16 protein-coding genes and 3 tRNA genes are annotated in these 24,886 nt (G+C 68.4%); 11 read left to right on the forward strand and 8 right to left on the reverse strand.

Annotated features, from left to right (window positions below; translation table 11 throughout):
• Positions 1-352 precede the first annotated feature (352 nt).
• The gene (parC, locus tag AC3ITM_RS06580) at positions 353-2,596 is read right to left on the reverse strand and encodes a DNA topoisomerase IV subunit A (RefSeq protein WP_489269279.1); all 2,244 of its coding nucleotides are present in this window, start codon (positions 2,594-2,596) and stop codon (positions 353-355) included.
• A gap of 57 nt (positions 2,597-2,653) precedes the next feature.
• Positions 2,654-3,535 (reverse strand): AraC family transcriptional regulator, encoded by an 882-nt coding sequence (locus tag AC3ITM_RS06585; RefSeq protein ID WP_489269281.1) that lies wholly within the window; start codon positions 3,533-3,535, stop codon positions 2,654-2,656.
• Positions 3,536-3,682: 147 nt separating this feature from the next.
• Between AC3ITM_RS06585 and AC3ITM_RS06590 the strand changes: the two genes are divergently transcribed.
• From AC3ITM_RS06590 to AC3ITM_RS06605, 4 genes are read left to right on the forward strand one after another with little or no spacing between them, the layout of a single operon-like run.
• On the forward strand, positions 3,683-4,126 hold the full coding sequence (locus AC3ITM_RS06590) for a MarR family winged helix-turn-helix transcriptional regulator (protein WP_228886609.1): 444 nt from the start codon (positions 3,683-3,685) through the stop codon (positions 4,124-4,126).
• Positions 4,123-5,607, forward strand: coding sequence for an efflux transporter outer membrane subunit (locus AC3ITM_RS06595; RefSeq protein ID WP_489269283.1), 1,485 nt, complete (start codon positions 4,123-4,125; stop codon positions 5,605-5,607). Before AC3ITM_RS06590 ends, AC3ITM_RS06595 begins: the two co-directional genes overlap by 4 nt.
• 10 nt (positions 5,608-5,617) lie before the next feature.
• Complete coding sequence (gene emrA / locus AC3ITM_RS06600; protein ID WP_489269285.1) at positions 5,618-6,799, forward strand: multidrug efflux MFS transporter periplasmic adaptor subunit EmrA; 1,182 nt, start codon at positions 5,618-5,620, stop codon at positions 6,797-6,799.
• 7 nt (positions 6,800-6,806) lie between these two features.
• Positions 6,807-8,384, forward strand: a complete 1,578-nt coding sequence (locus AC3ITM_RS06605) for a DHA2 family efflux MFS transporter permease subunit (RefSeq protein WP_489269287.1) — start codon at positions 6,807-6,809, stop codon at positions 8,382-8,384.
• A gap of 466 nt (positions 8,385-8,850) precedes the next feature.
• On the opposite strand, the gene AC3ITM_RS06610 is transcribed toward AC3ITM_RS06605, so the two are convergent.
• Both AC3ITM_RS06610 and AC3ITM_RS06615 read right to left on the reverse strand, forming a co-directional pair.
• A tRNA-Leu gene (locus AC3ITM_RS06610) sits at positions 8,851-8,937 on the reverse strand.
• A gap of 190 nt (positions 8,938-9,127) precedes the next feature.
• A tRNA-Leu gene (locus AC3ITM_RS06615) sits at positions 9,128-9,214 on the reverse strand.
• Positions 9,215-9,369: 155 nt separating this feature from the next.
• Between AC3ITM_RS06615 and AC3ITM_RS06620 the strand changes: the two genes are divergently transcribed.
• Positions 9,370-10,050 (forward strand): glutathione S-transferase family protein, encoded by a 681-nt coding sequence (locus AC3ITM_RS06620; protein ID WP_489269289.1) that lies wholly within the window; start codon positions 9,370-9,372, stop codon positions 10,048-10,050.
• Positions 10,051-10,112: 62 nt separating this feature from the next.
• On the opposite strand, the gene AC3ITM_RS06625 is transcribed toward AC3ITM_RS06620, so the two are convergent.
• Positions 10,113-10,199: transfer RNA gene (locus AC3ITM_RS06625), tRNA-Leu, on the reverse strand.
• 128 nt (positions 10,200-10,327) lie between these two features.
• Here AC3ITM_RS06625 and rnr point away from each other — a divergent pair.
• From rnr to rlmB, 3 genes are all read left to right on the forward strand, one after another.
• Positions 10,328-12,790 (forward strand): ribonuclease R, encoded by a 2,463-nt coding sequence (rnr, locus tag AC3ITM_RS06630; RefSeq protein WP_489269291.1) that lies wholly within the window; start codon positions 10,328-10,330, stop codon positions 12,788-12,790.
• 74 nt (positions 12,791-12,864) lie between these two features.
• The gene (locus tag AC3ITM_RS06635) at positions 12,865-13,338 is read left to right on the forward strand and encodes a GFA family protein (RefSeq protein ID WP_489269293.1); all 474 of its coding nucleotides are present in this window, start codon (positions 12,865-12,867) and stop codon (positions 13,336-13,338) included.
• 336 nt (positions 13,339-13,674) lie between these two features.
• Positions 13,675-14,421: a 23S rRNA (guanosine(2251)-2'-O)-methyltransferase RlmB gene (rlmB, locus tag AC3ITM_RS06640; protein ID WP_228886542.1), complete on the forward strand. Its 747-nt coding sequence runs from the start codon at positions 13,675-13,677 to the stop codon at positions 14,419-14,421.
• Between the two features lie 105 nt (positions 14,422-14,526).
• Here the strand turns inward: rlmB and AC3ITM_RS06645 are convergent, their stop codons facing one another.
• The 3 genes from AC3ITM_RS06645 to AC3ITM_RS06655 are packed head-to-tail and all read right to left on the reverse strand — an operon-like array spanning position 14,527 to position 19,165.
• Positions 14,527-15,960 (reverse strand): efflux transporter outer membrane subunit, encoded by a 1,434-nt coding sequence (locus AC3ITM_RS06645; RefSeq protein ID WP_489269295.1) that lies wholly within the window; start codon positions 15,958-15,960, stop codon positions 14,527-14,529.
• Positions 15,961-15,968: 8 nt separating this feature from the next.
• A complete protein-coding gene (locus tag AC3ITM_RS06650) occupies positions 15,969-17,945 on the reverse strand; it encodes a MacB family efflux pump subunit (protein ID WP_489269297.1) in 1,977 nt (658 codons plus the stop codon).
• A complete protein-coding gene (locus AC3ITM_RS06655; protein ID WP_489269299.1) occupies positions 17,942-19,165 on the reverse strand; it encodes an efflux RND transporter periplasmic adaptor subunit in 1,224 nt (407 codons plus the stop codon). The genes AC3ITM_RS06650 and AC3ITM_RS06655 overlap by 4 nt, the downstream gene beginning before the upstream one ends.
• 202 nt (positions 19,166-19,367) lie before the next feature.
• Here AC3ITM_RS06655 and AC3ITM_RS06660 point away from each other — a divergent pair, with 202 nt between their 5' ends.
• The 3 genes from AC3ITM_RS06660 (at position 19,368) to AC3ITM_RS06670 (ending at position 24,672) form a co-directional block, all read left to right on the forward strand.
• Positions 19,368-20,096: a response regulator gene (locus tag AC3ITM_RS06660; RefSeq protein WP_489269301.1), complete on the forward strand. Its 729-nt coding sequence runs from the start codon at positions 19,368-19,370 to the stop codon at positions 20,094-20,096.
• Entirely contained in the window at positions 20,093-21,496 is a 1,404-nt protein-coding gene (locus tag AC3ITM_RS06665; RefSeq protein WP_489269303.1) for an ATP-binding protein, read from the forward strand. The genes AC3ITM_RS06660 and AC3ITM_RS06665 overlap by 4 nt, the downstream gene beginning before the upstream one ends.
• A 152-nt stretch (positions 21,497-21,648) precedes the next feature.
• Complete coding sequence (locus AC3ITM_RS06670) at positions 21,649-24,672, forward strand: two-component regulator propeller domain-containing protein (protein WP_489269305.1); 3,024 nt, start codon at positions 21,649-21,651, stop codon at positions 24,670-24,672.
• Positions 24,673-24,886: the final 214 nt, after the last annotated feature.

Consider the following 24,886-nt stretch of genomic DNA (forward strand, 5'->3'; position numbering starts at 1 on the left):
CCGCGTGGCAAGCATGAAGCGCGCTCCTAGCTGGTCAGGAGCGGCCTACGTGAGAACCATCAACGGCAGCAAGGAGAGCCTGGTTTTCGGCCTGCGTACCGCGAGCCGAGCCCCGTAGCGGCCGGCAGGCTCCTGGGCAAAATCAAGGAGGAGGCCGTCGCCGTCAGGCGGCGGCCGGGGGACATTTGCCGGGGGGGCCTGCCGGTCGCTACGGGGCCCCTCACGCTCACGGGAGGCCCGAGCGGAGGCATAGCCAGATCCAACATGCACCAGAGGCGCTCCCTTCGTTGGGAGAAGAACAAAAAACGGCCAGGTTTCCCCGGCCGTTTCGATCCACGTCGACGCTGGACCGCTATTCCACCGCCAAGCCTTCCACCTTCTGCCAGCCGCGCGGCAGCAGATGGCCACGGGTGGCGCGCGTGCCCAGGTAGGTGTCCAGGTCCTTGAACGACAGGTTCATGGTGCGCGCCCCGCTGCGGACCAGCAGGGTGTTGCCCGGCGACACCGAGACCACCGCCACCACGCGCTCGGTGGCGAGCTTGGCCTTGGGGATGTCGATGATCTTGTTGCCCTTGCCCTTGTCCAGTTCCGGCAGGTCGCTGGCTGCGATCGCCAGCAGGTTGCCCGAGCTGGTCACCGCCACGATGCGGTCGGTATCCGGATTGACGACCACCGCCGGGGTCAGCACCTTGGACCCGGAGGTCAGGTTGAGCATCGCCTTGCCGGCCTTGTTGCGCCCGGTCAGGTTCTCGAAGCGGGTCACAAAGCCATAGCCGTGGGTGGAGGCCAGCACGAAGCGGGTGGTGTTCTCGCCACTGGCCAGGGTGATGAACTGGCTGCCCGGCGCCGGCGAGAAGCGGCCGGTCAGCGGTTCGCCGTTGCCGCGCGCCGAGGGCAGGGTGTGGATCAGGGTCGAATAGGCGCGGCCCTCGCTGTCCAGGAACGCCACCTGCTGGGTACTGCGTGCGCGCACCGAACCCAGCAGGGCATCGCCATCGCGGTAGGACAGGGTGGAGGGGTCCATGTCGTGGCCCTTGGCCGCACGGATCCAGCCCTTTTCCGACAGCACCACGGTCATCGGCTCGCTGGGTACCAGTTCGGTTTCGTCGATCGCCTGGGCCGCACCGCGCTGCACCAGTGGCGAGCGGCGCGCGTCGCCGAACTTCTTGGCATCGGCGGTGAGCTCGTCGCGGATCAGCTTCTTCAGCTTGGCCTTGCTGTCCAGGATCGCCAGGATCTTGTCGCGCTCCCTGGCCAGTTCGTCCTGCTCGCCACGGATCTTCATTTCCTCCAGGCGGGCCAGCTGCTTGAGCTTGGTTTCCAGGATGTACTCGGCCTGGTCCTCGCTCAGCGCGAAACGCGCGATCAACGCCGGCTTGGCTTCATCCTCGGTGCGGATGATGCGGATCACTTCATCCAGGTTGAGGAAGGCCACCAGCAGGCCGTCCAACATGTGCAGGCGGCGCTCGACCTTCTGCAGGCGGTGGTTGAGGCGGCGGGTGACGGTGGTGGCGCGGAACTGCAGCCATTCGCTGAGCAGCATCTTCAGGTTCTTCACCTGCGGACGCCCGTCCAGCCCGATCACGTTGAGGTTGACCCGGTAGCTGCGCTCCAGGTCGGTGGTGGCGAACAGGTGGCCCATCAGCTGGTCGGCATCGACGCGGTTGGAGCGCGGCACCAGCACCACCCGCACCGGGTTGGCGTGGTCGGATTCATCGCGGATGTCTTCCAGCCACGGCAGCTTCTTGGCCCGCATCTGCGCGGCGATCTGCTCGATCACCTTCGACGGCGATACCTGGAACGGCAGCGCGTTGACCACGATGTTGGCGTGTTCCTTGAAGAACGTCGAACGCGCGCGAACGCTGCCGTAGCCGGTCTCGTACATGGTGCGCAGGTCGGCGATCGGGGTGATGATCTCGGCGTGGCTGGGGTAGTCGGGGCCCTTCACGTGTTCGCACAGCGCGGCGATGCTCGCGTCGGGGTCGTCCAGCAGGTGCAGCAGCGCGCTGACGATCTCGTTGAGGTTGTGCGGCGGCACATCGGTGGCCATGCCCACCGCGATGCCGGTGGTGCCGTTGAGCAGCAGGTGCGGCAGGCGCGCCGGCATCCAGGTCGGTTCTTCCAGGGTGCCGTCGAAGTTCGGGGTCCAGTCGGTGGTGCCCTGGTTGATCTCGCCCAGCAGCACTTCGGCGATCGGGGTCAGCTTGGATTCGGTGTAACGCATCGCCGCGAACGACTTGGGATCGTCGGTGGAACCGAAGTTGCCCTGGCCTTCGATCAGCGGATAGCGGTAGGAGAACGGCTGGGCCATCAGCACCAGCGCCTCGTAGCACGCGCTGTCGCCGTGCGGGTGGTACTTGCCGATCACATCGCCCACGGTGCGCGCGGACTTCTTCGGCTTGGAGGCGGCATTGAGGCCCAGCTCGCTCATCGCATAGATGATGCGGCGCTGCACCGGCTTGAGGCCGTCGCCGATGAACGGCAGTGCGCGATCGAGCACCACGTACATCGAATAGTCCAGGTACGCCCGTTCGGCGTACTCGCGCAGGGGCAGCTGTTCAAAGCCGTGGAAGGCGGGGCGGGCAAGATCGGTCATGCGGGATTGTTACCTGTGGCAAGGGACGGCGACGGCTGTCGCCCTCGCAGCGGTCGATTATCCGGATGCGGCCGGGGATGCCAAGCCGCGTGATGGATTCAGGGGGTGTCCGCTGCGTGCCAGGTAGCGCCCCGGAGGGCAGCCGAAGTGGCGGCGGAACACGGTGACGAAGGCGCTGGGGCTGCTGAACCCCAGTTCGTGGGCGATGTCGGACACGCTGCGGCCGTCCGACAACCGGCGCAGGCCTTCGGCCAGACGGGCCTGCTGGCGCCACTGGGCGAAGCTGAGCGTGGTTTCGTCGCGGAAGTGCCGGGTCAGTGTACGCGGCGACAGCCCGGCCCAGTGCGCCCATTGTTCCAGGCTGCGGCCGTCGGCCGGCGCGGCGATCAGCTGCGAGGCGATCCGCAGCAGGCGCCGGTCCTGCGGCATCGGCAGGTGCATGCGCTGGCGGGGGGCGTTGCGGATCTCGTCGAGCAGCACCTCGATCATGTGCTGCTGGCGCAGGTCGGTGCCGGCGCCGGGCACCCAGCGCGTTACCCGCGCCGCCAGGGCCTGCAGCAGGTCGGAGATGGCCACCACGCACGGTTGCTCGGGCAGGTCGTGGGCGGCCGCTGCGGTGACGATCAGGCCCCAGCCCCGCAACGGCCCGGAAATGCCCACGGTGTGGGGCTCGCCGGGCGGCATCCAGCCGGCGCAGCCCGGCGGCAGCGACCAGTTGCCGTGGCGGGTACGGATGTTCAGCAGGCCGGCCTCGACGCTGATCAGCTGGGCGCGGCGATGTTGGTGCCAGTCGATTTCCCGGTCCAGCCCGCGCGCGCTCTCGATCTGGAAACCGAGCACGGCCTGGCCATCGTCGCGTTCGAGCCAGTCCAGCACGTCATGCCGCACCTGGGCGGGCGGGAGGGCAACGGCCTGTTCTGGCCTGAAAACGTTATTCATTGTCCAGATTGTAATACCGGGCCACTGGAACAGACCATTAAGGTGGGCGCCCCTGCATTGTTCTGCTTGCTGCAACACAGCATTTTGTTCCAGATTTAATATTTCCATTGAGAAATATATTTTTTGGAAGTAAAGTGCCGCCCCATGATGATCTGTCCTGAAACCACGCCTCCCAGCTTCGGTCTGCTGTTGCGCCAGGTGCGCGACGGCCTGGTCCGTCAGCTCGACACGACGATGGCCGAGGAAAACCTCGGCATTGGTTTCACCCACTACCTCGGTTTGAAGGTGCTCTCGGCCAAGGCCCCGTGCACCGCCAACGAGTTGGCCCAGGCCCTGGACCAGGTGCCCAGCGCGGTGACCCGGCTGCTGGACAAGCTCGAAGCGATGGGCTGTGTGCGGCGCGAGCCACATGCCCAGGACCGGCGGGCACTGCAGATCGTGCTGACCGACGAGGGCCGCCAGTTGTGGGCCCGGCTGAAGCAGCGCGGCGACCAGACGATGAACGACGCCATGCGCGATTTGTCCACCGACGAGCGCGCGCAGCTGCTTTCCCTCATGACCCGTGTACGCGACTCCCTGATTACGCCATGACCACCTTCCCCGATCGCATTACTTCGTTACGCCCGCTGCTGGTCTCCGCGCTGGCGTTGGCCCTGGCCGCCTGTGCCAGCAGCGGCGGGCTCGAGCCCAGCGGCCGGTTGCTCGATGTCGACCGCCTGCAGACCCAGCGCACCCTGGCCGCCGATGGCCTGAGCCAGCCCGGCTGGCCGGCCACCGACTGGTGGCGCGCGCTGGGCGACCCACAGCTGGACGCGTTGATCGCCGAAGGCCTGCAGCGCAACCCGAGCCTGGACGCAGCCGATGCGCGCCTGCGCCAGGCCCGCGCGCAGATCGGCACCGCCCATGCCGAGCGCCTGCCCAGCGTGTCCGCTTCCGGTGGCTATACGGGGGTGCGCCTGCCCGAATCGATGGTCGGCGACGAGCTTGGCGGCAGCTATGCCGGCAGCGGCCAGGCCTACCTGAGCTTCAGCTACGGCATCGATCTGTGGGGCGGCAAGCGTGCCGCCTGGGAAGCGGCCGTGGACAGCGGCCATGCCGCCGAAGTGGACGCCCAGGCCGCGCGCCTGAACCTGTCGGCGGCCATCGCCGAGGCCTACGCGCAACTGGGCTATGCCTGGGCGCTGCACGATGTGGCCGGCGAAGAACTGGCGCGCGCGCAGAAGACCCTGGAGCTGACCGCCCAGCGCCGCCGTGCCGGGATCGACAGCGACCTGCAGACCCGCCAGGCCGAAGCGCGCATTCCCGCCGCGCAGCAGCAGCAACAGGCCGCCCAGCAGCAGATCGACGAGGCCCGCACGGCGCTGGCCGCGCTGGTCGGGCAGGGCCCGGACCGCGGCCTGCAGATCGAACGCCCGCGACCGCTCAACCCGCTGGCCCTGCAGTTGCCCGGCGTGCTGCCCAGCGAACTGCTCGGCCGCCGTCCGGACATCGTGGCCGCGCGCTGGCGGGTGGAGGCGGCCAACCGCCAGATCCACGCGGCCAAGGCGCAGTTCTACCCCAGCCTCAACCTGACCGCGCTGGGCGGGGTGGTGTCCAGTGAAGTGGACCAGCTGCTCAAGAGCGGTTCCACCTTCGCCTTCCTCGGCCCGGCACTGAGCCTGCCGATCTTCGACGGCGGCCGCCTGCGCGCCAACCTGGACAAGACCGACGCGCAGTACGACCTGGCCGTGGCCGACTACAACCAGTCGGTGCTCAACGCGCTGCGCGATGTGGCCGACCAGGTCAACGCCGTGCGTTCGCTGGCCAGCCAGGCCGCCGCCCAGCAACAGGCGCTGGACACCGCCCGCGCCGCGCACGACCTGGCCGGGCAGCGGTACCGCGCCGGGATCGGCAGCTACCTGGAGGTCCTGGCGGTCGAAGAGCAGCTGCTGGCGTCGCAGCAGCGGCTGGCCGACCTGCAGTCCCGGCAGATCCTTGTTTCGGTGCGGCTGAGCCAGTCGCTGGGCGGTGGTTTCACCCCGTCCGGCGATACCGCCACGCGCGCCACCGCCCCTGATTCCACGCATTCCTGAGACGCCTTCCATGAGCCAGACATCCGCTCCCGCTGCCGCCCCGGCAGCTCCCTCCCGTCGCGGCAAGCTGCTGCGCGGCCTGTTGGTCATCGTGGTGCTGCTGCTGGCCGCGCTGGCCCTGTGGTACTTCATGTTCGGCCGCTGGTTCGAAGAAACCGACGATGCCTATGTGCAGGGCAACCAGGTACAGATCACCCCGCTGGTGAGCGGTACCGTGGTGTCGATCAACGCCGATGACGGCATGCGCGTGGCGCGCGGCCAGCTGCTGGTGCAGCTGGACCCGGCCGACACCGAAGTGGCCCTGCAGCAGGCCGAAGCCAACCTGGCCAAGACCGTGCGCCAGACCCGCGGCCTGTACCGCAGCGTGGAAGGTGCCCAGGCCGAATTGAACGCGCGCCAGGTCACCCTCAAGCGCGTGCGTGAGGATTTCAACCGGCGCAAGGGGCTGGCCGCCACCGGCGCGATCTCCAACGAAGAACTGGCCCACGCCCGTGACGAACTGGCCGCCGCCGAAGCAGCCGTGGCCGGGTCGCGCGAAACCTTCGAGCGCAACAACGCGCTGGTCGATGACACCGTGATCGCCACCCAGCCGGACGTGCAGGCCGCCGCTGCGCAGCTGCGCCAGGCCTACCTCAACAACGCCCGCGCGGGCATCGTCGCGCCGGTGGCCGGGTATGTGGCCCGTCGTTCGGTGCAGGTGGGCCAGCGCGTGCAGCCGGGCAATGCGCTGATGGCGGTGGTGCCGACCGAACAGATGTGGGTGGAAGCCAACTTCAAGGAAACCCAGCTGCGCCACATGCGCCTGGGCCAGGAAGTGGAGCTGCGCTCGGACCTGTACGGTGGCGATGTCACCTACAAGGGCCGCATCGACAGCCTGGGGCTGGGCACCGGCTCGGCGTTCTCGCTGCTGCCGGCGCAGAACGCCAGCGGCAACTGGATCAAGATCGTGCAGCGCGTTCCGGTGCGCATCGCCATCGATGCCAAGCAGCTGGCCGAACATCCGCTGCGCATCGGCCTGTCGATCAAGGCTGAAGTCAGCCTGCGCGACCAGAAGGGCACCGTGCTGCCGACCGAAACCGCCAAGGGCCAGGTGTTCGACACCGATGTCTATGCCAAGCAGCTGCACAGCGCCGACGATGTGATCCACAAAATCATCCAGGGCAACCTGCCGCAGCAGGCCAAGGCGAGCTGAGGCCACCATGTCCGCACAAGCTCCCGCCGCGCCCGGCACACCGGGCGCGCCAGGTTCGGCGGTCGGCTTCACGCCGGCCAATGTCGCCCTGTGCACCGCCGGCCTTGCGATGGCCTCGTTCATGCAGGTGCTCGACACCACCATCGCCAACGTGTCGCTGCCCACCATCGCCGGCAACCTCGGCGCCAGTTCGCAGCAGGCCACCTGGGTCATCACCTCGTTTGCGGTCAGCACGGCCATCGCGCTGCCGCTGACCGGCTACCTCAGCCGCCGCTTCGGCGAGACCAAGCTGTTCGTGTGGGCCACGCTGGCCTTCACCATGGCCTCGCTGCTGTGCGGGCTGGCGCAGAGCATGGGCATGCTGGTGGTATCGCGCGCGATCCAGGGGTTCGTGGCCGGGCCGATGTACCCGATCACCCAGAGCCTGCTGGTGTCGCTGTACCCGCGCGAGAAACGCGGGCAGGCGCTGGCGCTGCTGGCGATGATCACCGTGGTGGCGCCGATCGCCGGCCCGATCCTGGGCGGGTGGATCACCGACAACTACAGTTGGGAATGGATCTTCCTGATCAACGTGCCGCTGGGCATCTTCGCCGCGCTGGTGGTGGGCAACCAGCTCAAGGGCCGCCCGGAGCATATCGAAAAGCCGAAGATGGACTACGTCGGCCTGATCACCCTGGTGATCGGCGTGGGCGCGCTGCAGCTGGTGCTGGACCTGGGCAACGACGAAGACTGGTTCAGTTCGGCCAAGATCGTGGTGCTGGCCTGCGTGTCGGTGGTGGCGCTGGCGGTGTTCCTGATCTGGGAGCTGACCGACAAGGATCCGATCGTGGACCTGCGGCTGTTCCGCCACCGCAATTTCCGCGCCGGTACGCTGGCGATGGTGGTGGCCTATGCAGCGTTCTTCGCCGTGGCCCTGCTGATTCCGCAGTGGCTGCAGCGCGACATGGGCTATACCGCGATCTGGGCCGGCCTGGCCACCGCGCCGATCGGCGTATTGCCGGTGATCATGACCCCGTTCGTGGGCAAGTATGCCTCGCGCTTCGACATGCGCATGCTGGCCACCATCGCCTTCGTGTTCCTGTCCTTCACCAGCTTCCTGCGCTCGGGTTTCAACCTGCAGGTGAACTTCGGCCACGTGGCCGGCATCCAGCTGATCATGGGCATCGGCGTGGCATTGTTCTTCATGCCGGTGCTGCAGATCCTGCTGTCGGACCTGGACGGGCGCGAGATCGCGGCCGGTTCGGGCCTGGCCACGTTCCTGCGCACCCTGGGCGGCAGCTTCGCGGCGTCGCTGACCACCTGGCTGTGGGCACGGCGCAGCCAGGAACACCACGCGCACCTAACCGAACACATTTCCGGCTACACCCCGGGGATGCAGGACCAGGTGGCCGCGATGGGGCAGGGCGACCTGCAGCATGGGGCGGCGGCGCTGAACAACATGATCAACCACCAGGCCTCGCAGATGGGTTTCAACGACATCTTCTTCCTGTTGGGCTGGATCTTCCTGGCCATCATCACCTTCCTGTGGCTGGCCAAGCCGCCGTTCGGTGCGGGGGCGGGTGCGGCTTCGGCCGGTGGGCATTGAGGCGGTGTTGAGCTGAAGCGAAAAACCCGCCGAAAGGCGGGTTTTTCGTTGGCGCCACGCACGGTAGTGCCGGCCGCTGGCCGGCTCCTCATACCTCCATGGTGAAGAGCAGCGTCTTGCCTTTCCCTGTGGGAGGAGGACGGGCAGCTCCATGCAGGACACGCCGCAAGTCCCGCTCCGCGGCCCGGCCCAGCCCCTGGCGGCACCGGGTTGCGTTGCTGTTCCATGGTCACCGGCCCACTGTCTGGGGCGGGGGGGTGTGGGTTCGCGGGACCGTTGGGCGCCATGGATGGCGCTCACGAGCCTCCAGGGATGGATTCACGGCGTGTCCCGCGAACCCACACACCCCCGACCAGCCCGTCGCAGGCGCAGAAGCAACGCTCTGGTTCTGGCTTCTAAAAAGAAAAATCCCAAACCCCAGACATGAAAAAACCCGCTTGCGCGGGTTTGATCATTTGCTGAGTCGTGGTGCCCAGGAGAGGACTCGAACCTCCACGAAGTTGCCCCCGCTAGCACCTGAAGCTAGTGCGTCTACCAATTCCGCCACCTGGGCGACTCAGGAGACGAATTCTGCGGGAGAACCAGGAATGTGTCAACACGATGTCGCGGGAAATTTCGATGTTCGCGCGCTGCCGCGGCATCGCTCTCCCTGTCGCGTGAATCGTGCGCCCTGCCAGGTGCATGGCAGGGAACCGCAGAAACGAAAAAACCCGCTTGCGCGGGTTTGATCATTTACCGAGTCGTGGTGCCCAGGAGAGGACTCGAACCTCCACGAAGTTGCCCCCGCTAGCACCTGAAGCTAGTGCGTCTACCAATTCCGCCACCTGGGCGACTCAGGAGGAGAATTATGCGGAAGCATGCGAGGGCTGTCAACGCAGGGTGAAACAATCGGCTGCCGGGCAGCGGCATCGACCGCAGGCGGTGGCCCTTGACCGGGCCGGCGCCGGCTGAGAATACTCCCTGGACCTCGCAGCAAGGCGTTCGCATGGCCCTTCCGATCCTGCACTTCCACCCGCTGTCTTCGTGTTGCCACAAGGTGTTGATCGCCGCCCGCGTGCTGGGCGTGGCGCTGGACGAGCAGCTCCTGGACCTGGGCGATCCTGCGCAACGCGCGGCCTTCCTGGCGCTGTGGCCGGTCGGTAAGATGCCGCTGCTGGTGGATCAGGGCCGGCCGGTCGCCGAGACCAGCATCATCATCGAGTACCTGCAGCTGCACCACGCCCACGGGGAGGCGCGGTTGATTCCCCAAGATCCGGCGCAGGCGCTGGAGGTGCGGTTCTGGGACCGGTTTTCGGACCTGTACGTGATGACGCCAATGCAGGCGCTGACCGCAGCGCTGCTGCAGCCCGACGCGCCGCCCGAAGCGGCCGACGCCGCGCGCGCGACATTGCTGAAAAGCTATGCGCTGCTGGACCAGCGGCTGGAGGGGCGGCGCTGGTTGGCCGGTGATGGGTTCAGCCTGGCCGATTGCGCCGCCGCGCCGGCGTTGTTCTACGCGGTGACCTATGTGGCGCTGCCCGACGCGCATGCGGCGCTGGCGGCGTACCTGCAGCGCCTGATGGCGCACGACGCGGTGGTGGCGGTGGTCGAGGCGGCGCGGCCCTGGTTCAAGTACTTCCCGGGCCGGGCGGGGCTGGCGCGTTGCTACTACGATCCGGATGCCTAGCCGTGCGGCCGCGCCGGAAACGAAAAAACCCGCTTGCGCGGGTTTGATCATTTACCGAGTCGTGGTGCCCAGGAGAGGACTCGAACCTCCACGAAGTTGCCCCCGCTAGCACCTGAAGCTAGTGCGTCTACCAATTCCGCCACCTGGGCGACTCAGGAGGGGGATTCTGGGCATGTGCCGGGCACTTGTCAACGCTTTTCCGAAAAATTTTCACAAACCTGCATGTGCACGCGCGCTGACCCACTCTGCACACCTTCAGCGGTTACCATGGGGGTCGATGAAAACAAAGAAACCGACCCGGGGCGCGAAAGCCCCCAAGTCCCCGGCGCCCCAGGCAGCCGGTCCGTCGGGCAAGCCCCGCGCTGCTGCCAAGCCTGGCAAGCTGCCGCCCTGGATGCCCGAATCCATGACCCAACCCGTCGCACCGCGTGGCGGCAAGCGATCCGGCCCCAGGCCGGACGCCGCTGCCCCCGTCCCGACCCGCCGCCGCCCGCATCCGACGCTGGCCGATGGCGAACTGATCGATCCGCATGCCGCCCGCGAAGCTGAACGTTACGCGCAGCCGATCGCCAGCCGCGAGGCCATCCTGCAGTTGCTGGAGCGTTGCGACGGCCCGCAGACCGCCGAGGAAATCGGCGTCCACCTGGGCCTGACCGAACCCGACCGCGCCGATGCGCTGGGCAAGCGCCTGGGCGCGATGGTGCGCGACGGCCAGCTGGTGCAGAACCGCCGCGGCGGCTTCGCCCCGGTGCAGGCGACCAACCTGATCACCGGCGTGGTCATCGCCAACCCGGAAGGCTTCGGCTTCCTGCGCCCGGTGGAAGGCGGCGACGACCTGTTCCTGCCGCCGTATGAAATGCGCAAGGTGATGCACGGCGACCGGGTGCTGGCCAACGTCACCGGCATCGACCGCCGCGGCCGCCGCGAAGGCAGCATCGCGCGCGTGCTCGAACGCGGCATGACCCGCCTGATCGGCCGTTTCAGCGTCGAGTTCGGCATCAACTACGTGGTGCCCGACGACAAGCGCGTGCAGCGCAACGTGCAGATCCCGCCGGACCAGACCGGCGATGCCCGCGACGGCCAGCTGGTGGTCTGCGAGCTGACCCAGGCCCCCGATACCCGGCGTCCGCCGATCGGCCGCATCATCGCGGTGCTCGGCGACAAGCTGACCGCCTCGCTGATCGTGGAAACCGCCATCCATGGCCATGAGCTGCCGTTCGAGTTCCCGCAGGAGGTGCTCAACGAAGCCTCGGCGGTGCCGCTGGTGGTCGAGCCGGACATGATCGGCGGCCGCGTCGACCTGCGCAGCACGCCGCTGGTCACCATCGATGGCGAGGATGCCAAGGACTTCGACGACGCGGTCTACTGCGAACCCAACGCCGAAGGCTTCCGCCTGGTGGTGGCCATCGCCGACGTGTCCAACTACGTGCGTCCGGGCACCCCGCTGGACGATGAAGCGCAGAAGCGCGCCACCTCGGTGTACTTCCCGGGCTTTGTGGTGCCGATGCTGCCGGAGACCCTGTCCAACGGCATCTGCTCGCTGATGCCCAAGGTCGACCGCATGTGCTTTGTCTGCGACATGCAGGTCAACCGCGATGGCGAGGTGATCCACTCGCGCTTCTACGAAGCGGTGATGAACTCGCACGCGCGCCTGACCTATACCCAGGTCTGGCAGGCGGTGGGCGAGAACGACGTGGCCGTGCGCAACCAGATCGCCGCGGTGCTGCCCCAGGTCGAGCGCCTGCACCAGCTGTACAAGGTACTGGCCAAGGCGCGCACCCGGCGCGGTGCGATCGAATTTGAATCCTCCGAAGTGCGCTTCGTGCTGGACAACACCGGCGAGGTCACCCAGGCCGGCATGCTGGTGCGCAACGATGCGCACAAGCTGATCGAGGAATGCATGATCGCCGCCAACGTGCAGGCTGCCCGGTACCTGCTGCACAAGCAGGTGCCGGCGCCGTTCCGCGACCACGCCAAGCCGCCGGAAGCCAAGTACGACGACCTGCTGGAGTTCCTCAAGGAATTCAAGCTGAGCCTGCCGCCGTGGTCCAAGGTGCAGCCGGGCGATTACACCAAGCTGCTCAAGAAGGTGCGCGAGCGCCCCGACGCGGCGCTGCTGGAATCGGTGCTGCTGCGCAGCCAGAGCCTGGCGGTGTATTCGCCGGACAACCAGGGTCACTTCGGCCTGTCGCTGGATGCGTATGCGCATTTCACCTCGCCGATCCGCCGCTACCCGGACCTGCTGGTGCACCGTGCGATCAAGCATGCGCTCAGTGGCGCGGCCGTGGACAAGTTCACCTATTCACCGCGTGAGATGGCCGCGCTGGCGCTGCAGTGCTCCGAGCGCGAGCGCCGTGCCGACGAGGCCGAGCGCGAGGTCGACGAGCGGTACCGCGCGGCATGGATGGAAAAGCACGTCGGCGGCCAGTTCGATGGCGTGATCAGCGGGGTGACCAGCTTCGGCCTGTTCGTCGAGCTGGACGAGTCCAAGGTCAACGGCCTGGTCCATGTGACCCAGCTGCCGCACGACTATTACCAGTTCGATGCGACCCGCAAGACGCTCAGCGGCGAACGCCGTGGCAAGGCCTACCGGCTGGGCGACCGGGTGCGCATCCTGGTGCTCAAGGCCAGCATGGAAGAGCGCAAGATCGACTTCCGCCTGGTCGAAGAAAAGGACGACGGTGAGGTCGAACTGCCGCCGCGCGGCCAGCCGGCCAAGCGCCAGAAGCAGAAATATTGATCGCGGGCGGCCGCAGGCCGCCTTCCTTCGGTAGGTACCGACCGTTGGTCGGTACTCCACGTGAGGACCGACACATGAGCCTCATCCCCGAATACAGCGGCGGTTGCCAATGCGGCGCGGTGCGTTTCCACGTCCGCGGCGAACTCACCGACTGCTCGATCTGCCATTGCCGGATGTGCCAGAAGGCCTTCGGCGCCTATTACGCGCCCCTGGTCTCGGTGCGCCAGGTTGAATTCACCTGGACCCGCGGCCAGCCGCGTCGGTTCGCCTCCTCCAACTTGGTCCAACGCGGTTTCTGCGCCGACTGCGGCACCCCGTTGACCTATGAGGCGCCCGACGGGATGGCGGTGGCGGCCGGTGCCTTCGATCAACCGGTGCGCCTGCCGCCCACCGTGCAGTACGGCACCCGGACCAAACTGCCGTTCGTCGACGCCTTGGGCGCATTGCAGGTAATCGACGACGCCGACGACCCGGAGATGGCCTTGCTGCAGGGCCTGGTGTCGTACCAGCACCCCGACCACGACACCGAACACTGGCCGCCCCGCTAGGGTCGCCCCCGGTCGACTGCCGTGGACGGTGATCGGTGCGATGGGGCATGGCCCTGGTCGACGCTGCGGGTTGCTGCAGCCGCTGCAATGCAAGGCCGTCTTCGGCCGGGACAATGCGTTACCGGGCGCGGCAGCGGCAACAGCAGTCGATTGGGATCCGACCCTACCGGTATCGGCCGCTGCCGGGGCAATGGGTTGCCGGGCGTGGCAATGGCCGTGGACCAGGCCCGATCCTGCCGCTGGCAGTGCTGCAGGGCAGGGCGTGAACGCCCGGCGGGGCGGGGCGGGCCTTGATGCTCTACCATTACCACCCCCTGTACCGGTCGTGCCCCCGCAATGAGCAAGCAAAGCCAGTGGATCGTCGGCGTCAACGCCGTCGCCTCTTCGATCGAGAACGATGCCGAGAACGTCCGCGAGGTCCTGATCGAGGCCGGCGCCAAGAATCCGCGTCTGACCGAGATCGAGGAGCAGGCGCGGCGCAAGGGCATCGACGTGCGCAAGGTGAACACCCAGGCGCTGGACGGCGTGGGCGGTTCGGTGCGGCACCAAGGCGTGGCTGCGCGCTACCAGGCCGCGCGCACCTACAGCGAGAATGAACTGGAAGGCCTGGTCGAGGCCGCCGAAGGCAAGGCCCTGCTGCTGGTCCTGGACGAAGTGCAGGATCCGCACAACCTCGGTGCCTGCCTGCGCAGCGCGGCCGCGGCCGGGGCCACGGCGGTGATCATTCCCAAGGACAAGTCGGCCACGGTGAACGCCACCGTGCGCAAGACCTCGGCCGGTGCGGCCGACCGGATTCCGGTGGTGGCGGTGACCAACCTGTCGCGCTGCCTGAAGGACCTGCAGAAGCTGGGCGTGTGGATCTACGGCCTGGCCGGCGAAGCGACCGAATCGCTGTATGCGATCGACCTGAAGGGCAACGTGGCGCTGGTGCTGGGTGGCGAAGCCGACGGCCTGCGCCGGCTGACCCGCGAAAACTGCGACGGCCTGGTCAAGATTCCGATGCCGGGCGATATCGAGAGCCTGAACGTCTCGGTCGCCACCGGCGTGAGCTTGTTTGAAGCGGTGCGTCAGCGCGGGCTGTAAGCCGCGCACAGGCCCGGGGTAGAGCCACGCCACGCGTGGCTGAGCGGCGCCGGAGATCCAGAAGCAGCCACGCATGGCGTGGCTCTACCTGCGTCGGGAGCGAGATCAGCCCGCGTTCCCCCCCAACGCCTTGAACAACGTCACATCGTTGATCAGCTGCCTCTGTTTCACCGACGCCAGCGCCAGTTCGGCGTCGCGGCGGGTCTGCTGCGCTTCCAGCCAGGTGCGCAGGTCGGTGGCGCCGACCCGGTAGCGCACTTCGTACATCCGTTCGATCTCCACCGCCTGCTCATAGGACGCCTGCGAGGCCGCCACCTGGGCGATGAACTGGGTGCGCGCCGACAGCGCGTTGTCCACTTCCGACAGCGCGGTGTACAACGTGCGGCGGAAGTCGTTGGCGGCGATCTGGTAATCGGTGCCGGCCAGGCGGGTGTTCAACCGGGCCTGGGCGATGTTGAGGAACGGCAGCGACAACCCGGCCCCCAGCGTGGCGACCGGGTTCTTCAGCACCTCCGACAGCGATGTGGCGCCGGTGCCGACGCCTCCGGTCAGGCTCAGTGCCGGGTAATACTGGCGCGCGGTGACCTGGATGCTCTTGAGGCTGTTGCGCAACCGCAGTTCGGCCGCGCGCAGGTCCGGGCGACGCCCGAGCAGGTCGGCCGGCAGGCCTTCGGCGATCGCCGGCGGGGCATTGCCGCGCAACTGTTGGGGTTCGTCGGCCAGCGCCAGCGGCACCCCGTCCAGCAATACGGTCAGCGCGTTGCGGCTGGCCACGCGCTGCTGTTCCAGCGCACTCTGCGCTGCCCGCTGCGCCTCCAGGCTCTGCGTGGCCTGGCGCACGTCCAGCCGCGATACCGCGCCGGCATCGAAGCGCGCCTGCACCAGCTGCCGGGTGCGCTGCAGGCGGTCCAGGTTGGCTTGCCCGGCGGCGATGGACTGGTTGAGGAAGGCCAGCGTCCAGTACTGCGTGGCGACATCGCCGATCACCAGCAATGCGGTGTTCTGCAGGTCTTCGGTGCGTGCCAGGGCTTCCCAGCCGGCGATGTCGCGCTGGGTGCGCAGCCGGCCCCACAGGTCGATTTCCCACTGCAGCGATACGCCGGCCGAACTGTTGCGGTTCCAGTCCGCGCCGTGATCGAGCGGGCGGCTGGCACCGCCGCCGACGCTGCCGGAGGGCTGCGGCCACAGCGCGTTGCCGGCCAGCCCGGCCTGCAGGCGCGCGCGCTGCACGGCCAGGCCTGCCGAGGCCAAGTCGGTGTTGGCGGCCAGTGCACGGTCGATGACCCGGTCCAGGCCGGGGTCGCCGAACCGGGTCCACCAGCGGTCGTCGCGCACGTCGGCGGCGCCGGCATGCGGCAGGGTGTCCACGGCGTCGGTGGGGACATTGCGCGCCGCATCGCCACGGCCGTAGCTGGCCGGCACGGCCGGTGCATCCACCGCGTAACCGCCGGCGCTGACGCAGGCCGACAGGGCCAGGGCGGTGGTGCAGGCCAGGGCCAGGGGACGGGCCTGCAGGAGCAAACGGGTGATCGGGGACATACGGTTCATCATTCGCGCGCCAGCGCCTCCACGGGATCAAGTTGGGCGGCGTTGCGTGCCGGAAGAAAGCCGAACGCCACGCCGATCAGGCTGGAGCAGGCGAAGGCCGCCACGATCGAGGCGGTGGAGAACAGCAGGGTGAAGTCGGGCGCGAACTTGCCGAACAGCCAGCCCACCACCAGCGACAGGCCCACGCCGAGCAAACCACCGAGCAGGCAGACCAGCACCGCTTCGATCAGGAACTGCTGGCGGATGTCGCTCTGGCGCGCGCCGACGGCCATGCGCACGCCGATCTCGCGGGTACGTTCGGTCACCGACACCAGCATGATGTTCATCACCCCGATGCCGCCGACCAGCAGGGCGATCGCGGCGATCGCACTGATCAGCAGGGTCATGGTGCGCGTGGTCTGCTCGATGGTCTGGCGGATCTCGGCACTGTTGCTGAGGAAGAAGTCCTCGCTGCCGTGGCGCATGACCAGCAGCCTGGAAATCGCCGCCTGGGCGGCGTCCATCGGCGTGTGGTCGTCCACCCGCACGGTGATGCTGGACACGTGGCTCTGGCCGAGCATGCGCGACATCACCGTGGTGTAGGGCACCCACACGCTCAGGTTGGTGCTGCCACCGAAACCAAAGCTCTGCCGCTGCGCGACGCCGATCACCCGCAGCGGCACGTTGCCGAGCAGGATCACCTGGCCGATCGGGTTGTCGCCGTTGGGGAAGAACTGGCTGCGGGTGTTCTCATCGATCACCGCCACCTGGGCCAGGCCCTTGACCGCGTCGCGGTCGAAGAAGCTGCCGGCGCTGAGGGTAACGCCCTTGACCCGGAAGAACTGCTCGCCCACGCCGCTGACCTGGGCGGTGGCCGACTGGTTGCGGTAGCGGGCGGTCACCGAGGAGGACACGCTGGGGGTGGCGCTGTCCACATAGCTCTGCCGGCCCAACGCATCGGCGTCGCTGGCCTTGAGCGTCTGCACGCGGGCCGAGCGCATGTCGCCGAAGCCCCGGCCGGGATACACATCGATGGTGTTGGTGCCCAGCGCGCTGATGTTCTGCAGGATCTGCTGCTGGGATCCGTTGCCCATCGCCACCACCGACACCACCGAGGCGATGCCGATGATGATGCCGAGCATGGTCAGGAAGGTGCGCAGGCGGTGTGCGTTCATCGCCAGCAGCGCCATCCGGAACGCTTCGGTGAAGCGGTCGCGCGCGGCCCGCCAACTGTGGCCCTTGCCGGCGGCCACGCTGGGCTGGCGCTGGGCGCGGTAGTGCGGTGCATCGGGGTTGGCGCGGTCGGCGATGATCTCCCCGTCGCGGATTTCGATGATGCGCTGGGCGTGGCTGGCCACGGACATGTCGTGGGTGACGATGATGATGGTGTGGCCTTCGGCATGCAGCTCGCCGAGGATGCCCATCACCTCTTCGCCGGACTTGGTATCCAGCGCGCCGGTGGGCTCGTCGGCCAGGATCACTTCGCCACCGTTCATCAGTGCACGGGCGATCGACACGCGCTGCTGCTGGCCACCGGAGAGCTGGCCGGGCTTGTGCTGCAGGCGGTCGCCCAGGCCCAGCCGCTGCAGCAGCTGCGTCGCGCGCGCGCTGCGCACCGGCCCGGGGCTGCCGGCGTAGACCGCCGGCACTTCCACGTTGCCGCGCGCGTCCAGGTCGCCAAGCAGGTGGTAACGCTGGAAGATGAAGCCGAAATGCTCGCGGCGCAGCTCGGCCAGCTGGTCGGGCAGCATGCTGCCGGTCTCGCGGCCGGCGACCTGGTAACTGCCGCGGGTGGGCCGGTCCAGGCAGCCGAGGATGTTCATCAGGGTCGACTTGCCCGACCCGGACTGGCCGACGATGGCCACGATCTCGCCGGCGGCGATGTCCAGGTTGATATCGCGCAGCACCGCGATGGTGTCCTCGCCGGCCGGGAATTCGCGGCGCAGGTCGCGCAATCGCAGCAGCGGCGCGCCTGCGGAGGGCGAGGTCGGGTTCATCGACGCGTCGCCATGCCCGCGCCGCCCATGCGGATCTGCGTACCGCCGCGGCCGCCACCGGTCGTGGTTGCCGCGCCGCCCTCGCCGACCACCACCTTGTCGCCCTCCTGCAAGCCGTCGAGCACCTCGGCGCTGGCGCCGTTGTTGATCCCCACCTTCACCTTGCGCGGCACCGGCATGCCGTCCTTGTCGGCCACCCGCACCATGTACCGGCCATCTCCGGTCCTGGGCCCCAGCGCCACCGCCGGGATGGTCAGCACGCCCTTGGCCTGCCTGAGCAGCACCGAGACCTGGGCGGTCATGTCGATGCGCAGGCTGCCGTCGGGGTTTTCCACATCGAACAGCGCGTTGTAGTAGATCGCGGTGGTGCTGCTGGAATCGTCGGAGCTGGAGTCCTTCTTGGTGATCGACGCCGGCGCCGGATTGATCTGGCGCAGGGTGGCGTGATATTTGCGGTCCGGGTCGCCCAGGGTGGTGAAGTACACCGGCATGCCGGCCCTGATCTTGCTGACGTCCGCTTCGGAGACTTCGGCGTTGACCGTGACCAGGTCCAGCCGCGCCAGCATCACGATGGTCGGGGCGGTCTGGTTGGCGTTGACGGTGCGGCCTTCCTCGGTCACCACCGCCACCACGGTGCCGTCCATCGGCGCGGTGATGCGGGTATAGGCCAGGTTGGCGCGGGCGGTGTCCAGTTCGGTCTGGCGGCCCTTGATCTGCGCTTCATAGGACTGGATCTGGGCGCGGGCGGTCTTCAACCTGGCATCGGCGGCGTCGTACTCCGCGCGTGAGGTGGCCTCGGCGGCCAGCATCTGCTGCTGGCGGGCGAATTCCAGTTCGGCCTCGCGCAGACTGGCCTGCTGCACCGCGCGCTGGGCGCGGATGTTGTCCAGCGCGGCCTCGGCGTTGAGCACCTGGTTGCGCTGGGTGGTGGCATCGATCTCGGCGATCAGGTCGCCTTCCTTGACGGTATCGCCCAGCTGCACCTTCAGCGACTTGACCTGGCCGGAGGCCTGCGCGCCCACGCTGACCAGTTTGTAGGCGTCGATCACCCCGGTGGCCTCCACGGTCTGGGCGATGTCGCCGCGGCTGACCGGGCTGGTGGCCAGGGCCGGGGCGGCCGGCTTGCGCAGGGACCATGCGACAATCGCGGCCAGCACCACGAACACGGCGATCAACAGCAGCACACGGCCGCGGCGGGTGGTAGGCAGGCGGGGCTTCACGATGATCGTCTACTCGGCGGGCCGCGGGTACGGCGTTGTCAGCATTGTGAAGACCGCCGGCTAGTCACTCAACGCTTGCTCTGTATCAAGTTGTAACCCTGTGCACTGCACCACGTTTCACCACGTATCCGGCGCTGATTCTGAAACATGCGTACGCAAACCAGAGGATGCGGTTCAGGTCCGGACAAGGGATCATCACCGCATGGAGACCAACACCCCGATGCATCGATTGCTGATCGTCGACGACGACCATGACATCCGCCAGCTGCTGGCCGAACAACTCGGCCGCGCCGGTTACCAGGTCAGCACCGCCAGCGACGGCACCGGCATGCGCCAGCTGCTGGAGCGCGAACATGTGGACCTGATCGTGCTCGACCTCAACCTGCCGCGCGAAGATGGCCTGACCCTGTGCCGCGACCTGCGCGCGCGCTCAAGCACGCCGGTGATCATGCTGACCGCGCGCAGCGAGCCGATCGACCGCGTGCTGGGCCTGGAAATGGGCGCCGACGATTACCTGGGCAAGCCGTTCGAGCCACGCGAACTGCTGGCGCGGATCCGCAACGTGCTGCGCCGGACCGAGGCGCTGCCGGCCAACCTGGAACCGCTGGCGATCCGCCGGGCGCGCTTCTCGCACTGGATCTTCGACCTGGAACACCGCCACCTGCTCGATCCCGATGGCCGCGTGGTGGTGTTGTCCGGCGCCGAGTTCCGGCTGCTGCGGGTGTTCGTCGGGCACGCCAACAAGGTGCTCTCGCGCGAACAGCTGGTGGCGCTGAGCAGCGGCCGCAGCTATGAATCGCAGGACCGCGCCATCGACCTGCAGGTCAGCCGGCTGCGCAACAAGCTGGCCGACGACGGCGGCAGCGACGGCCTGATCAAGACCGTGCGCAACGAAGGCTATGTGCTGGCCACCGCGGTGACCCTGGAATGAAGCGGCTGCAGCGGTTCTTCGCCTCGATGGTGGGGCGGCTGTTCGTGATCCTGCTGCTGGGCATGAGCGTGGCGGCGATCGGCGCGACCATGCTGGCCAGCGCCAAGCGCCAGCAGGAGTTCGAACGGCAGAACCTCAACCGCATCGCCGACCGCCTGCAAGGGTTCGTCAACATGCTCGACGGCAACCCGGAACTGCGCGAGCGCCTGCTCGACAGCGGCGGCCCCAGCGTGCGCCGGCTGCCCGAAGGCGCCCGCGTGGGCCGCGCCGACCTGGCCTTGATGGAAGTCCTGGACGACCGTCCCGGCCCGGTGGCGCGCAGCAGGGTGGCTTTCACCTCGTTCCGTTCCTGCCTGCCGCGGTTGCCCGAGTTCCCGCACCGCGACAAACCGCGCAACGGCCCGCCGCGCGAGCGCGACCCGGCCTTCATCCCGCCCAAGTGCCGCATGGTCAGCGTGCAGCTCAGCGACGGCACCGCGCTGCAGCTGGCGCTGGATTCGCCGGCGGTGGCGCACAACGGCGTGCTGGCGGTGGACCCGCTGTTCCTGACCCTGCTGGTGCTGGCCATCGCGGTGCTGGCCTATGTGGTGGCGCGCATGGCCAGCGCGCCGCTGCAGCGGCTGGCCGCGGCCGCCGCCGCGCTGGGCGATGACCTGCAGGGCGCGCCGATGCCGGTGACCGGCCCGCTGGAAGTGCAGCGCGCCGCCGAAGCGTTCAATGCCATGCAGAAGCGCCTGCAGCGGCACCTGGGCGAACGCACCCAGATGCTGGCGGCGATCACCCACGACCTGCAGACCCCGGTGACCCGGCTGCGCCTGCGCCTGGAAAACGTCGCCGACGAAGCCCTGCGCGAGCGCCTGGTCGGCGACCTGGGCGCGATGCAGGCGCTGATCCGCGAGGGCCTGGAACTGGCTCGCAGCGCCGAGAGCGCCGAACAGCGCGCCGCGCTGGACCTGGATTCGTTGTTGGAGAGCATCGTCGAAGATGCCGCCGAAGCCGGCGCCGACGTACGCTTCGACCAGCCCAGCGGGGCGGTGCTGATGCTGCGCCCGCTGGCCATGCACCGCCTGTTCTCCAATCTGGTCGACAATGCGGTCAGCTATGGCCGCGCGGCGCGGGTCAGCGTGGACCAGACCGCCGAGGAGGTGGTGGTGCGCATCCGCGACAAGGGGCCGGGGCTGGCCGAGGACGAGCTGGAGGCGGTGTTCGATCCGTTCGTGCGGCTGGAGGGTTCGCGTTCGCGCGATACCGGCGGCGCCGGACTGGGGCTGACCATCGCCCGCGCCCTGGCCGAGAAGGATGGGGCGCGGCTGCAGCTGCGCAACCATCCGCTGGGCGGGCTGGAAGCGGTGGTGCGCTGGCCGGCCACGTTGCGCGCGCCGGGCAGCCGCCCGGGCTGAGTTTTCACGACACAGCGCATGCGGATTTGCCTACTATGGGCAACTTCGCCAGCTTTTTTCTGCATGAGCTCGCCCCTGTTCGTCGCCCGCCCCCCTGCTGCCGCGCCGCCCATCGCGCGCTGCCGCGTGCCTTCTGCGGCAGGTCCGGACGGATGAGTCCTGGGGGGCGCGGCATCCGGTGGCGGCCGGCAGCGCGGTACAGCATCCAGCGCCTTGGCGCGCTGTGGCTGTGGGCGTGCCTGCTGTGCGCGCTGCCGTGGCCGGTCTGGGCCCACGACGGCCCGCCGCCGCTGCGCGACTACGCCATCGACGTGTGGACCTCGCGCAATGGCCTGCCGCACAACTCGCTGCGCGACATCGCCCAGACCCCGGAAGGCCACCTGTGGTTTGCCACCTGGGAAGGGCTGGTGCGCTACAACGGGCTGGATTTCACCGTCTACGACCGCGGTACCCGGCCGGGCCTGCGCGACAACGGCGTGGGCGCGCTGCTGGTGGACCGCGACGGCGCGTTGTGGATCAGCGATTCGCGCGGCAATGTGACCCGGCGCGGGCCGGATGGGGTGTGGAAGGTGTTCGGGCACCAGCCGGACAATCCGCAGGTGCTGATCCAGGCCATGCAGATGGACAGCCACGGCCGGCTGTGGCTGTTGTATGAAGGCAAGGGCATCGGCAGCCTGGACGTGGACGGTCGTTTCACCTACCTGCCGCCGCCGGCCGACGTACCGATGGCGATGAGTTTCACCAAGCTGGTGGTCGATGCGCAGGACCGGGTCTGGGTCGGCACCCTGGATGGCTTGGTGCTGCGCGACAACGATGGCGTGCTGCGCCGCGCCCCGGAAAGCTTTGGCCTGGGCCGCGGCCTGGTGTGGCCGTATCGTGCCCCGGATGGGGTGGTGTGGATCGTCGCCGGCGAGCGCATCTACCGCATGGTCGATGGCGTGCCGCAACTGCAGCACCGCCTGCCCGGGGTGATGCACATCACCGCGATGCTGCAGGACCGGCATGGCGACCTGTGGCTGGGTACCGAGAACCAGGGCCTGCTGCGCCTGTCGCGGCACGGGCTGGAACGGCTGCCGGCCGGGCTGTCGCTGCCCGGCGGGCGCGTGGTCAGCCTGCGCGAGGATGCCGAGGGCAGCATCTGGGCCGGCGCCAACGGCGGCCTGTACCGGCTGCGCGAAACGCTGTTCAGCAGCTACACCGAGCGCGACGGCCTCAGCGGCGATTACATCCGCACCGTGTTCGAGGACCAGCAGCGGCAGCTGTGGATCGGCAGTGCCAGCGGACTGGACCGGCGCGGCGCCGACGGCCGCTTCACCCCGGTTGTCCTGCGCAACAGCGGCGGCAAGGCGCCCTCGGTGCTGAGCCTGGCCCAGGACCACCAGGACGACATGTGGGTGGGCACCTTTGGCGACGGCATCTTCCGCCTGGCCCCGGATGGGCGCACCCTGCGCCGCTACGATACGTCCGACGGCCTGCCCGGGGGCAACATCCGCGCGATGAGCGTGGACCGCCAGGGCGCGGTCTGGGCCGGCACCCAGAAGGGCGTGGTCCGCATCGATGCCCACGGGGTGGAAGTGCCGGCCATTGCCGGCATGCCCGGGGGGCTGATCACCGCGCTGGCGCATGACGCCGAGGGCGCGCTGTGGATCGGCACCATCGAAGGCATCCGGGTGCTGCGCGGCGACCGGGTGCAGGCCATCGACCTGGCCCCGCTCGGCGGCGGGCGCAGTGTCTTCGGCTTCCAGCAGATCGGCGATGCGATGTGGGTCAGCAGCGACCGCGGCCTGTACCGCTGGGAGGAAGGCCGGCTGGCGCGGGTCGGGCTGGAGCAGGGCATGCCGGTGGATACGGTGTTCCAGCTGGTGCCCGACCGGGTCGGCAATGTCTGGATCAGCAGCAACCGCGGCGTGCTGCGCACCGACATGGCCATGCTCGACCAGGTGGCCGATGGCCGCCGGGCGCGGGTGGAAGTGGAGCATTACAACGAAATCGACGGCATGGCCAATTCGCAGGCCAACGGCAGTTCCGGGCCGTCGGCGATCCTGCGCCACGACGGTACCTTCTGGGTGGTCACCGCCGGTGGCCTGAGCACGGTCGACCCGCTGCGCCTGCAACGCTTCCGTGAGCGCCTGGCGCCGCCGGCGGTGATCGAGAGCGTGCAGGTGGACGGCAAGCCGCTGCACTGGCAGGGCAGCAACCACAACACCATCCCCGGCGGGCGCCGGCTCAGTGTCAGCTACGTGGGCCTGAGCTATCTGATGTCCGAGCGGATCCGCTACCGCACCCGGCTGGCCGGGCTGGACCGGGGCTGGATCGAGCGCGGCCAGCAGCGCAGCGTGGAGTTCATCGGGCTGCCGCCGGGCGACTACACCCTGCATGTCTCGGCCGCGCACCCCGGCGGTACCTGGAGCGGCAGCGAAGCGGTGTGGTCCTTCACCGTCGAACCGTTCCTGTGGCAGCGCCGCAGCGTACAGGCGGTGGCGGCACTGTTGTTGCTGGCCGGGCTGATCGCGCTGTACCGCTATCTGATCAATCGCTACAAGGCCAGCAACATCCGCCTGGCGCGGCTGGTGGATGCGGCCACCCGCGACCTGCAGGCGCAGACGGTGAACCTGCAGGCGTTGAACCAGGAAAAGACCGAACTGGCCGATCGCCTGGCGGTGCAGGCCGAACAGTTCGAACGGCAGGCGCGCGAGGATGCCTTGACCGGGTTACCCAACCGGCGCGCGTTCGATGAAACGCTGGCGCGCGATTTCGCCCGCTCCCAGCGCAGCGGCCACCCGCTGTGCCTGGTGGTGCTGGACATCGACCACTTCAAAGAAGTCAACGACTGCCACAGCCACAGCGTCGGCGATGTGGTGCTGATCGAAGTGGCACGGGTGATCGCCTCGGCGTGCCGCGATTCGGACATGCCGGCGCGCACCGGCGGCGAAGAGTTCACCCTGCTGCTCAACGACACCCGCCTGGACGAGGCCGCGCAGGTCTGTGCGCGGCTGCGCGGCCTGTTCCACGACCACCCCGACTGGGCCGGCGTGCCGGGCCTGAAGGTCACCTTCAGCGCCGGCCTGGTCGAACTGGATGCCGACGACCGCACCCCGATGCTGCTCTACCAGCGTGCCGACCGGGCGCTGTACCGGGCCAAGAGCGACGGCCGCGACAGGACCAGCATTGGTTGAACCCGACGGGTTCAATCAATCTGGCTGCGCAGGGCTGCCAGGGGACCGAAGAGCGTTCACCGTGGCCGACGATGTGGCATGCGGCGCGAGGGATCTAGCCGAGCAGGAGCCCCCCTTGAGTCAAGGGGGGGCGCGCCGACAGGCGCAGGGGATGTGGAAGTAAGGCGCCGGGGCCCGCGTTTTGCGCAGCAAAATGTGGGGCGGTAGGGGCGAA

It is taken from the genome of Stenotrophomonas sp. KH_029 (assembly GCF_057839765.1).